The following is an 11,930-nucleotide window of genomic DNA, read 5'->3' as shown; positions in this document are numbered from 1 at the left end:
ATTGGTGTATCTTTCTTTGGAACTTCAGCAACCATTGCTTCTGTTGTAATCAGAAGGCTAGCAATTGAAGCCGCATTTTGGAGAGCAGAACGCACAACTTTCACTGGATCAACAATTCCCAAAGCAATCAAATCACCAAATTCACCCGTGGCAGTATTGTAACCATAAGTGTCAGCATTATTTTCCAGCACTTTGCCCACAATAATAGCGGCTTCTTCACCGGCATTGGTTGCGATTTGACGTGCTGGCGCTTGAAGAGCACGACGAACGATATGAATACCTGCTTCTTGGTCAGGATTGCTTCCTTTAACGGTCAACGCATTTGCTGCACGCAACAATGCGGTACCACCACCAGCAACAATACCTTCTTCAACAGCAGCACGTGTTGCATTCAAAGCATCATCAACACGGTCTTTCTTTTCTTTCACTTCAACTTCTGTTGCACCACCCACGCGGATAACAGCAACACCACCAGCGAGTTTAGCAAGTCTTTCTTGCAATTTCTCACGGTCATAGTCAGAAGTTGTTTCTTCGATCTGAGCCTTGATTTGATTGACGCGAGCAGTAATTTCAGACTTTTGTCCAGCACCATCAATAATGGTGGTGTTTTCTTTAGAAATGTTCACTTTCTTTGCACGTCCAAGCATATCCAAAGTGACATTTTCAAGTTTAATGCCCACATCTTCAGAAATAACCTGTCCGGATGTCAAGATTGCGATATCCTCTAACATTGCTTTACGGCGATCACCAAATCCAGGTGCTTTTACAGCAGCAATTTTCAAACCACCACGCAACTTGTTGACCACGAGTGTTGCCAAGGCTTCACCTTCCACATCTTCAGCGATAATGAGAAGTGGTTTTCCAGATTGCACAACAGCTTCAAGCACTGGAAGAAGAGATTGTAGATTAGACAATTTCTTTTCGTGAATGAGAATGTAAGGATCATCAAGATCAGCGACCATTTTCTCAGCATTTGTGACAAAATAAGGGGAAAGATACCCACGGTCAAATTGCATTCCTTCAACGACTTCTAATTCCGTTTCAGCAGTTTTAGCTTCTTCTACGGTAATGACGCCTTCATTGCCCACTTTTTCCATAGCATCAGCGATCATTTTACCGATTTCAGCAGCACCATTAGCAGAAATAGTTCCTACTTGTGCAATTTCTGCTGAAGTTTGGATTTTTTTTGCTTTTTTGAAGAGGTTTGCCACCACTTCATCCACAGCAGCATCAATCCCGCGTTTAAGATCCATTGGGTTCATGCCAGCAGCAACAGCTTTAACGCCTTCTTGCACAATAGCTTGTCCTAAAACAGTTGCTGTTGTTGTTCCATCACCAGCGATATCATTGGTTTTAGAAGCAACTTCGCGCAACATTTGTGCACCCATATTTTCGAACTTATCTTCAAGTTCAATTTCCTTTGCAACGGATACACCATCTTTTGTGATGCGAGGCGCACCGAATGATTTATCAATCACCACATTACGACCTTTAGGGCCGAGTGTCACCTTAACAGCATTAGCAAGGATGTCGACACCGCGCAACAAACGCTCACGCGCTTCACGGCCAAATTTGACTTCTTTAGCAGCCATTTAATTTCTCCTTGGAGTTTTCTCAAAATAGTACACAATGAAAAATTAAGCGCTTCAATTAGCCCATAATTCCCATAATGTCAGATTCTTTCATGATGAGGAGGTCTTCCCCATTAATCTTGACTTCAGTTCCGGACCATTTTCCAAAGAGGATACGGTCTCCTGTTTTGACTTCTAAAGGCACACGCTTTCCGTTATCATCGAGAGCGCCATTACCAACAGCAATCACTTCGCCTTCTTGAGGTTTTTCTTTTGCTGTATCAGGGATGATAATCCCACCAGCCGTTTTATTTTCAGATTCAACCCGACGGACAACGACACGGTCGTGAAGTGGGCGGAATTGTATATTAGCCATGTTTTAAATCCTTAAAACTGAACATAATTGCATTAATCTTAAAAGTTCTTGCTAGCACTCATAGCTTGAGAGTGCTAGTATAAGTTAGATATAAAATCTGCATCTCTTAATGTCAAGAATAGCCATAAAATAATTTCTCTAAATGAAGCTTCAAAGTCTTGCCTCTCATTGCACTTTCGCGTTATTTAGCTTTTTTAAGAACCCGTGAACAAAAAAGGATCTTATCATGGTTGAAACACGTCAGGAAACGGATAGCTTTGGAACGATTTCGGTACGTCAAGATCGTTATTGGGGAGCACAAACTGAACGTTCACTGCATAATTTTAATATTGGCAGTGAAAAGCAGCCTCTTGCCATCATTTATGCCTTAGTCCTTATCAAAAAAGCTGCAGCTGTTGTAAATATGGACAAAGGAAAACTACCAGCAAATATTGGAAAAGCAATTATTGCCGCCGCCGATGAAGTGCTTGCCGGCGATTTTGATACGCATTTCCCACTCTCCGTCTGGCAAACAGGTTCTGGCACACAAAGCAATATGAATGTCAATGAAGTAATTGCTAATCGTGCCAGTAAGATTTTGGGAGGAAAACTTGGAAGCAAAAAACCAGTTCATCCCAATGACCATGTCAATATGAGTCAATCATCGAACGATTCCTTTCCCACAGCGCTTCACATTGCCACCACGTTGCAAACACGCCAACACTTACTGCCAATCCTTGAAGCTCTTATTGCTACACTAAAACAAAAAGAGCAAGAATTTGCAGACATCATTAAAATCGGCCGCACCCATACCCAAGATGCAACGCCTTTAACCTTAGGACAAGAATTTTCAGGCTATCGTGCCGCATTAGAAGCCAATCTTCAGCGCATTGAAAATGCTCTAACCGATGTCCACATGCTTGCTCAAGGTGGCACGGCTGTTGGCACAGGACTAAATGCGCCAAAAGGTTTTGACATTGCTTTTGCGCAAACAGTGAGCGCTTTCACAGGAATAACGTTTCAAACTGCCAGCAATAAATTTGAAGCACTCGCCCATCATGGAGCCCTTGCGCATTTCCATGGGAGCTTGAATGCCTTAGCTGCTGATCTGTTTAAAATTGCTAATGACATTCGATTTTTGGGCTCAGGACCACGTTCAGGTTTAGGGGAACTCAGTCTTCCCGAAAATGAACCCGGATCTTCCATCATGCCAGGAAAAGTTAATCCCACGCAATGTGAAGCCTTAACCATGGTCGCATGCCAAGTTTTTGGCAATCACACCAGCGTAACCTTTGCCGCAAGCCAAGGACATTTTGAACTCAACGTTTATAAACCTGTTATTGGCTATAACGTTTTACAATCAATTACCCTTCTTGGTGATTGCATGCGCTCTTTTGATGAACATTGCATTCAAGGATTACGAGCCAATCGCATTCATATTCACTCGCTCATGGAGCGCTCACTCATGTTAGTCACAGCTCTTGCACCAGAAATTGGCTATGAAAAAGCTGCTGAAATTGCCAAAGCAGCGCATAAAAATGATACAACTTTGCGCGCAGAAGCAATAAAAGCTGGCGTTTCTGGAGCTGATTATGACCGGCTGGTTGATCCCAAAAAGATGATTTCTCCCCAATAAACAACTCACTAAAAAAAAGATGCAAACGTCTTAAAACAAATCTTTCTGTCAAAAAATCGGGGTGTTTACACCCCGACGATGACCGATAACGATTACCCACAGCGTTCATTTTAGGCTCTGGTCCATATTTCTGCTCTTGTCTCAATGAGATAATGTATTTATCTATAATGATAATCTCGCGTCATTCATATTGAATGAGAATCCTGAATACCGTAGGATTTTCTCATTTTAAATCTGTCCCATGTTAAATCAATCAAAATCACTTACTTCCACATCACAAGCGGGATAAATGTATGGATAGAAGTTGTATAAAATAAGAAATGACTAAAAACGCCTCTAACGAACCGCCTCAAGTGCCAAGAACTGTCACAACATTGTGGAGAGGGCTGTCACAACACCCACGAGCTGGTAAATATAATGATCGTACCGGCTTGCTTCTTTATGAAGCGTAAAGATAAGGGGGGCTCAATGGCTTTATCTTTATACCATTCACGAGCCACCGCCATGAAATGGGTTTGGGAGCATTGAGAAATGTCTCCTTTATGAAGCGTGAAGATAGAAGTGCTCAATAGAGGAACAGCTGTTGGAAAAAACTCAATGCACCGAAAGGTTTTGGCCTTTACTGAAACAATCAGCTCTCTGACAGGGATATCCTTGACAGTTCGCAAAAAATTTGAGGCATTTACCTATCATGGCGCCCTCACCCATTTCCACAAAAACCTGAGTGCACGCGCTAATCTCTTTAAAATTGCCAACGACATTCAGTTTTTAGGCTCTCATCCACGTTCCGGCTTTAAGCGAACGAAAAGAAGAATTTATCGTTTTACATGGTGCATGAGAAACCTCATGAAACATCAGATTCTCGCACTTTGCTCCTTCTTATTCTTCATATCCCATTCAATCAATCAAAACTATTCGCTTGGATTGTTATAAGCAAAAGTGGCATATAGATAAAAAAAGAAATAAAGAAATAAAGTCGCTCATCCTCTCAAGTGCTCAAAAGGCTATCGCAATACAAAGCTACGCAATATCAGAAACGAGCAAAGAATGTGATGGTGCCAATATGTATTTTTTACGATCAATTGAATATTAAGCACAATGATATCAATCATTATAGACAATATATTTAACACTGAATAACAAAGAGTATTTTTAATATATATATAATAATGGTTCTTTAAAAAAATTAAAATCTTATTTGCTATACTATATTTTTTTCTAAAACATAGAAAACACTGAAGGAATATATACAAACCCTGAAAAATTAAGAAAAACGCGGAATAATAGCACGAAAACAAGTTTTAAAAACACTTTAATATGGTTAATTATAGATTTTATACGTATTTTAGTTTTCATAATGATATTAACTATAGATTTTTTTAACCAATTTGTATATAATACGATTTGTATCCGAAATGAATTGGGGACGTTTTTATGAAAACAAAATATTTAATCGCACTATCTATTTTCACTTTCATTACCACTTCAACAGCGCAAGCAGCAGATACGGTAATCTTTGAGCAATCAAAACCGAAGGTTTCATTGCAAAATGATTCATCGTCACGTATCACACCGGTTACTGTTTCTGCGCCTTTTTCTTGGTCTGGTTTTTATTTTGGAGGACAAATTGGATATTTTTCCAGTAAAAATACTCTAGATTACGCAAAAGAAGCCAGGGACGGAAAATGGGCTTGGGTTGATAGAGATTTATCACCGAAACCATCAGGATTGAGAGCAGGTTTGTATGCAGGTTCTAATATTGATCTGGGAGAGAACCTTGTTTTCGGTTTTGATACGGACATAGTCTGGTCTGGGAGGAAAAGTACCCAAACAGACAATGGAAAGAAAATTCTAGATGAATTAGACTCTATTAACATTGCCTTTAAAGAAGCTGGGATTCCTATCATAAAACCTGCAGCTCAGGATGAAACGATACCCAACTATGGTGACATTGTTGTCAGCAGTGTAACATTGAAAGAAAAATGGTCTGGTGCTGCACGCGCGCGTATTGGTTTTGCTTCCCATCGTCTTATGCCTTATGTTGCAGGGGGTATAGCCTATACACAAATGCAATATATCATGTCACTTTTATCAAAATCACAAGAAGATTCGACAGTTTTTGCTTCTGGCGATGTGTTAGATAAAACAAAAACAATGTTTGGTTACACTATTGGTGGTGGTTTTGATCTTGCAATGACAGATAATATCATCATGCGTACAGAATATCGTTATTCAGATTTTTTGAAAAAGAAATTTGCAGACGATAACCTTGAAATCTCTTCTCAAACGCATGATGTTCGCTTTGGTATCGCTTATAAATTCTAAGTTTTGTAGAAAAATTGAACTCTTAAAAAACCCTGTTAAAACGGGGTTTTTTTATGCCTCTTTCCCTCCTAAAAAGACGCAGATTCTAAAAACCAAGACTAAACTGTAAACAAATCGTCACAAAACAATAAAGCCTCTCCCTCTTTTAAAGCAAGCTCCTATCCTCTCCCCCTTTCATGTATACATTTAGAATATAAAAGCTTTACCATCATATCACTGGCTACCATCGTAAAATAAATGAGAGCAGTTATTAAGAGATGTTTCTTTAAAAGAACTATGGATATTGTGCATCAATTGCAGTTTTATAGGATGATGTTGACTTGCCTCCCCACTCTCAAAGGATCAAGATTCTAAAACCCATTTCTAAAATCATGTCCGTTTGTAAAAACACAACAACTCTTGGGGACTCTTGGGGCAGGCTCCTCTTGGCGCCTCCCCATGGAATGCCCTTAAACCTAAAGTAAAACAAACACTCTTAAGAATATCCAACACACACTGAAAAAAAAATTACTGTAACGTTTCAAGGAAGTTTACAGACCCTATATGACCACACTTCAAATGACAGTGTTTACAGCTATTGTATACCAGAGTAGAGAGAGGATATTGCGGTTCTCTGTTTATGTAATTTCTGTAACGGGGAGACAGCTTCATTTGGGGAGAATATGAAATTGTCAAGGCAAAAACCAATTTCCAACCTTACTATTTCCTTTTACTTCGGTTTTACGACTTTCAAAGCCTCTAAAGCACTATCTTTTAAGCCTCTACAGCTCTGTCTTTTAAAGAAAGGAGTTTACGCATTGCCTCATGCTTGTGTTTCTCACGGGACTTTTTTGGATCACGCCCCTCATGTCATACGACAGCGCTCCAAACCAAACACACTCAAATCCCAAACACACTCAAATCCAAGACACTTGGGTTGGTAATTCACATTCGTGTTTTCAAGAAACATCTCTCAAAACCCTGACGCCCATTTTGCAACAACGCCCACAAGAATATAAAATCTATAGAGCATCATCTTTACACTTCATAAAAGTGCAAGCTGGCACCATCCATCATATACTCCTACCCCCCAATGATGCCCTTGAAACGGTTTATTAAGAGGCATTTTTATTCATTTTTTGTAAAATTTCATTCCACAATAGCGCATCTAGCTTGCAATGTACAAAAGACATGATTTCGGTTAATTTACTATAAATAAACTTAAAATAAACAAACTTAAAATGAAAGAATCCTATGGTATTCGAGGTTTTTCATTCAACATGCAAAACAGTGAACACTATTTATAAATCCCACATGTTTTATAAATTAACATGATACGCCATAACAGGATAAAGGAAAATCTCTATGAGATGGTGCGGGTGGTCGGACTCGAACCGACACTCCTCTCGGAACCAGATTTTGAGTCTGGCGCGTCTACCAGTTCCACCACACCCGCACATTGCTACAAAAGACAGTACTTAAAATACAGACTTGTCGATTATTCCTTTGCACTATATGAAGAAGCACAGATTCGTCAACAGCAGACTTCTCATTTTTTAAGAATTCATATCATTTTCTTATCTGTTTTATGAAATATTTTTTTTATTGGATTTCTCTACCGGATTTATAACAATCTCATTTGTAAAGTCTTTACCTCTTAAATTTATAGAAAGCCTCATGATATTAAACAAATTAAAGCTTTGGACGATTTCTTTGGCAAATCGGCGTACAGCACCACACTGGCTTGGTTTCATTGCCTTTATTGAAAGTTCTGTTTTTCCAATTCCCATAGATGTTTTATATATTCCGATGCTGCTTATCCATCAAAAGCGAGTTTATCGCTATGCTTTGATTGCGACTATCTGTTCTGTATTAGGAGGCATTGCCGGTTGGTTTATCGGACATTTTGCCTATGATACTCTTGCCAAACCCATTTTAGAAATTTATGGTAAGGTTGAAAGTTTTGAATCTCTGAAAAATAGTGCAACCCTGCAATTTCTAGTCATTTTACTGATAACATCAGGTTTTTTTCATCTTCCCCCCATCAAAATTGTCACAATTTTGGCCGGTGTAATGAGTGTACGTCTTGAACTTTTCATTCTTATTTGTATTTTTTCTAGAGGCGCTCGTTTTTATCTTCTCGCGTGGCTGATTAAACATTTTGGGCAAAAAGCAATGAATTTTCTAGTACAGAATTTCAAATGGATTATTCTCATTGGTTGTGTTAGTCTCGTTTTAATTTATGGGATTTTCATAGCTTTTTTAAACAAAAAGCTTTTATAAGGAACAGACTTAATGGCGTGCGTTTTGTCTTCTCACCCACTTTTATACAAGCACCTTCATCTTGAACCCAGCAGAAAAGAACAAAGTTTATGGGCTTTTTTTCTCGCTTTTTGCTTGTCCGCTACAATAGGTCTTGCCCTTGGTTTTGAATATTTTGGAGGGTATCTTCCTTGCGATTTGTGTCTCATAGAGCGTTTTCCCTATTATGGTGCCATACCCTTTTTGCTCTTAGCAGGTTTTGGGGCATGTTTTTTTCGCATGTCTGCTTGGATACAACTTTTATTTTTGTGTGTTTTTGTCTTAATGTGTATAAGCCTTGTTTTAGCCATTTATCATGCAGGTGTTGAATATGGCTTTTGGGCAGCCCCCCTCAGTTGTGGTTTAAGCGCAGTGAGAAAAACCTCAGACATTAACCAGCTTCTTAACCAATTAAACAACATTCATCCCCCTTCTTGTTCTGAAGCATCCGCACGCTTTCTTTTTCTTTCATTTGCCGGCTGGAATGTCGTTGCTAGTCTATTTTACATGCTTATCAGTTTTTATGTTGCCTCAAAAGGACTCCTTTCAAGCAATAAGAAACTCTAACCATAAAATAGAAATGAAGCCGCGTGCACTCGTTCTCTCCAATCGCTTCCCCCTAACCAACAACCCTCCAGTCACCAATCACCACCCAAAACCACCCACCGCCAAACCAACCCAACAACCCACCTATCACCAATATCCCTCCTCTAGCGTTGTACGCAAAAGACAAAAATAAGCAGATATATCCATTTTATGGTTTCACCTCTCTGTACTTATGAGCAACATTTTGATAAAAACTCGTGATAGAAAAGCCGTAAAATAATAAGTGAGGGGACCGATAAATATAAATGGTCTGCTATGGCTGAAGATAAGAACACAGCGCCTTCTACCCTATCACCTATTTCCTTAGATATAACCAAACTTGAAGAACCATGTGTTATGATGGAACATGATTATAATGCATGGCGCGAGCATATAAGAGAAAGAGATTTAAATGCTCCTTACAAAAAACCACCTCACATAAAACCACGAATCAAATCGGCACCACGCATCAGACAAGTTTTTTGGTGCGATTTTCCTCATGATTCGATACTCCCTGAATTTTGGAAAAAGCGGCCTGTTTTAGTGCTTTCTAAGAATGCAAAATTATATGGAAATGTGACAGTTTTACCTTTTTCAACGAAATCACAACCCAATAATCCCGCTGCGTATCCAATACAATCTCCCATAGAAAATAAAAAAGCATGGATTATCTGCAATTATGTCACAACAGTTTCTGTAAGTCGTTTAAGTTGCTCACGTACTGTTCCAAGATTATCCAGCGAAGATTTTCATAAAGTTGTAGCTCTGATGCTCAAACATTTACCGCATTTACACTATTGACTTTTGAAAAAAATAAGCGTATATGTATCACCATATACGGCATCAGTAATGGTGGCCGCTTCCCCGAAAGGGGAGATAGGAACGAAGGAGTGGGCAACCGCTCCTTTCGTCATTTTTGGTATTTTTTTTGAGAACTTTTTAGCCATTTTTTGCAACCTTCCCTAGAACATATCCAACATTCATTCTCCACCGTTGTTGTTTTGAAATATCTGCGATTTGGGGTAAGCAGAAAACACTATCCGTACTGTTGATCCGGTAAAGTTTCCCACGGAGATTACCGTGATGTTGTACATATTTATCATTTCATTGCACAAAAAACCGTGCTGCCGTTGCTTAAACTTTATATGATTTGCCACAATGGGAATATCTTTCCAAGATTGAAAAAAATTTCATAATTTGGCATAACAAATAATCCCTTGTTCTTCGCGCTCTTGAAGTGTTCAATCGCTCAATTTACCAAAAGATATTCGACCTCACAACTTGTTTATTTACGTCCCTCAATACGGATGAAGCGGATGAAAAAGCCAGCATTTTTGAAAAGAAAAATAAAGAGCATTTAATGATTCAAACGCTTTAAGACTACACAGAATACTCCATTCATCTTTGAACGCATCTATTTCTGTAAAGAGAGCTAATAATGCTTATATAATCTGAATAATATTAGTTTACTTACCATATGATAACCGATTGGTAACGATAACACTGAACACAGAACTTACATCACCCCACCGCAAAATAGTGTTTTTATGATATAACAAAAAACGATTACTTCACACCGCAATATATCTTAAAAATTGCATCAATAATCCATAGCATTTTTATAAAATACTATGAAATTTGAAAAAATCATACAGAACATATGTCATTTACACAACAATAAAACTACATTTTGTTTATTTAAAAAACATTTTGTTTATTTAAAATATCTCCGTTAATAATATAGAATTGCGTTTACGACTTACCAAAACAGATGATACAATAAAAACAATAATATAATTTAAACTTATTTCTAAATTAACAAAAAAATTACAGCTTATAATTTAAGTTAAAAACCAAAATTGAAAAGTTGACAGAATCAATAAACTATGGAAATTACATAAAAATATAATACAAAATGTGCAATTGAACACTTTGTATTAACAGCACATTAAATACATAATGAAATTATGCATCATAGGATGCCACGGTGCTTTTTTTGTTTTGTTTAGAGAGTGTAATGAAAAAACTTTTTTGATTAAATCTTTTAAATTTGGATCATTATAATGAAAATATTTCAAAAAATTGCGTTATATATTGTTACAATAGCCTTTTTCTTTTCACAGGTTTTGGAAGCTAATGCTTATTATTTGAATAGTCATTCTCAAGGTTCTAGTTTTGCTTCTACAGTGTCAAAAGAAAATAAAGTTGTTAAAGCTATTGATATGATTATGGATCATATTTCAACACAAAGCACTGAACAAGATTTTAAAAAAGGTGTTGTAAAGATAGGAGTTATGATGGGACTTGCACCAGCACTTTGGGGTCTTATTGCGTATTTTTCATGGTTATTTTCTAAAAAGCGGGCTCCCTATCGTACACCGGGTCAAAAAGCATTTGATGCTTTTGCGGACAGTGCGTGGATGCTCGTTTAAACAACGTTTCACTTAAATACAGTTTAAACAGTAAGCTTATTTAATACTTAATAACATAAACTGTAATTCAGATTACAGTTTATGTTTTTTTTATATTCAATTAATATTGTTAACTTTTCCCCACTCTACATGATAAATAAAATTTGATCAGCTATATTCACACAAATGCAATGCGATAAATTGAACACTGTTTGATATGATAATATCTCTCTCTCATTTATGCACTCCCACCTTTAAACCTACCCCTGAAATTGCAGCACAAAAGATAATTCGTTACACGCTAAAAAATCCACCTAAATGCAAAAGCTGTAACAACGCTCAACTTCGACTATTTGAATAACAGCGATCATTCAAACTTTAACCAACACGATAATACGCCTATTCTAAATGATTTATGTACCACCTCATCCGCAACACATTGCCAAATATCCGTACATTTCCCCGAAAAATTTTCACACTTTTACGCATAGTAAAAAAAGATTAACTTTAATCATGTTGCACTCCTTAAATTGATAACGGATTTTAAAAATGACCAAAAAAATCAAACAAAAATAGAGAGGTAAGTTACGAAAACTACAGGGTAAATTTTACTGCCCCAAAATATCTATTTTCCCCGTCTGAACCGTCAGAGGAACACTATAAAAATTATTTTCATTGAAAAACAATTACTTATAATCTAGGGAAGAAAAGTAAAAATCTCCCCCAGAAAAAGAGATTATCTTCAAAATTATCAAAAAAACAGCACA

General features: G+C 37.5%; 8 protein-coding genes, 1 tRNA gene and 1 pseudogene. 7 read left to right on the top strand and 3 right to left on the bottom strand.

The window, feature by feature from the left end:
- A partial coding sequence (gene groL, locus ACFIK8_RS01890; RefSeq protein ID WP_375668901.1) for a chaperonin GroEL occupies window positions 1–1,592 on the bottom strand: 1,592 nt, incomplete at its 3' end.
- A gap of 58 nt (window positions 1,593–1,650) precedes the next feature.
- Window positions 1,651–1,947, bottom strand: coding sequence for a co-chaperone GroES (gene groES / locus ACFIK8_RS01885; RefSeq protein ID WP_005774667.1), 297 nt, complete (start codon window positions 1,945–1,947; stop codon window positions 1,651–1,653).
- Window positions 1,948–2,173: 226 nt separating this feature from the next.
- Here groES and fumC (ACFIK8_RS01880) point away from each other — a divergent pair, with 226 nt between their 5' ends.
- The 3 genes and pseudogenes from fumC (ACFIK8_RS01880) (at window position 2,174) to ACFIK8_RS01870 (ending at window position 5,887) form a co-directional block, all read left to right on the top strand.
- A complete protein-coding gene (gene fumC / locus ACFIK8_RS01880; protein ID WP_375635572.1) occupies window positions 2,174–3,562 on the top strand; it encodes a class II fumarate hydratase in 1,389 nt (462 codons plus the stop codon).
- Between the two features lie 573 nt (window positions 3,563–4,135).
- Window positions 4,136–4,354: pseudogene (gene fumC / locus ACFIK8_RS01875) on the top strand (class II fumarate hydratase); the annotation flags it as partial.
- Between the two features lie 642 nt (window positions 4,355–4,996).
- Complete coding sequence (locus ACFIK8_RS01870) at window positions 4,997–5,887, top strand: outer membrane protein (protein WP_375652751.1); 891 nt, start codon at window positions 4,997–4,999, stop codon at window positions 5,885–5,887.
- Window positions 5,888–7,237: 1,350 nt separating this feature from the next.
- Here ACFIK8_RS01870 and ACFIK8_RS01865 read toward each other — a convergent pair.
- Window positions 7,238–7,322 (bottom strand) — tRNA-Leu (locus ACFIK8_RS01865).
- Between the two features lie 221 nt (window positions 7,323–7,543).
- Between ACFIK8_RS01865 and ACFIK8_RS01860 the strand changes: the two genes are divergently transcribed.
- The 4 genes from ACFIK8_RS01860 (at window position 7,544) to ACFIK8_RS01845 (ending at window position 11,184) form a co-directional block, all read left to right on the top strand.
- Window positions 7,544–8,149, top strand: a complete 606-nt coding sequence (locus tag ACFIK8_RS01860; RefSeq protein ID WP_015856907.1) for a YqaA family protein — start codon at window positions 7,544–7,546, stop codon at window positions 8,147–8,149.
- A gap of 12 nt (window positions 8,150–8,161) precedes the next feature.
- Window positions 8,162–8,734, top strand: a complete 573-nt coding sequence (locus tag ACFIK8_RS01855; RefSeq protein WP_015856908.1) for a disulfide bond formation protein B — start codon at window positions 8,162–8,164, stop codon at window positions 8,732–8,734.
- Between the two features lie 294 nt (window positions 8,735–9,028).
- Window positions 9,029–9,553 carry a type II toxin-antitoxin system PemK/MazF family toxin gene (locus tag ACFIK8_RS01850; protein WP_375635568.1) on the top strand — a complete coding sequence of 175 codons (525 nt, stop codon included), beginning with the start codon at window positions 9,029–9,031 and terminating at the stop codon, window positions 9,551–9,553.
- A gap of 1,262 nt (window positions 9,554–10,815) precedes the next feature.
- Entirely contained in the window at window positions 10,816–11,184 is a 369-nt protein-coding gene (locus ACFIK8_RS01845; protein WP_375668900.1) for a hypothetical protein, read from the top strand.
- Window positions 11,185–11,930: the final 746 nt, after the last annotated feature.

This window comes from Bartonella sp. MR168JLCBS (genome assembly GCF_042194175.1).
The sequence above is the reverse complement of the archived record's forward strand: the minus strand, read 5'-3'. Positions and strand labels throughout refer to the sequence as shown.

Excerpts from the sequence above, each read along its gene's own strand:
- groES (WP_005774667.1), bottom strand. The coding sequence starts at position 1,947 with ATGGCTAATATACAATTCCGCCCACTTCACGACCGTGTCGTTGTCCGT.
- fumC (WP_375635572.1), top strand. The coding sequence starts at position 2,174 with ATGGTTGAAACACGTCAGGAAACGGATAGCTTTGGAACGATTTCGGTA.
- ACFIK8_RS01870 (WP_375652751.1), top strand. The coding sequence starts at position 4,997 with ATGAAAACAAAATATTTAATCGCACTATCTATTTTCACTTTCATTACC.
- ACFIK8_RS01860 (WP_015856907.1), top strand. The coding sequence starts at position 7,544 with ATGATATTAAACAAATTAAAGCTTTGGACGATTTCTTTGGCAAATCGG.
- ACFIK8_RS01855 (WP_015856908.1), top strand. The coding sequence starts at position 8,162 with ATGGCGTGCGTTTTGTCTTCTCACCCACTTTTATACAAGCACCTTCAT.
- ACFIK8_RS01850 (WP_375635568.1), top strand. The coding sequence starts at position 9,029 with ATGGCTGAAGATAAGAACACAGCGCCTTCTACCCTATCACCTATTTCC.
- ACFIK8_RS01845 (WP_375668900.1), top strand. The coding sequence starts at position 10,816 with ATGAAAATATTTCAAAAAATTGCGTTATATATTGTTACAATAGCCTTT.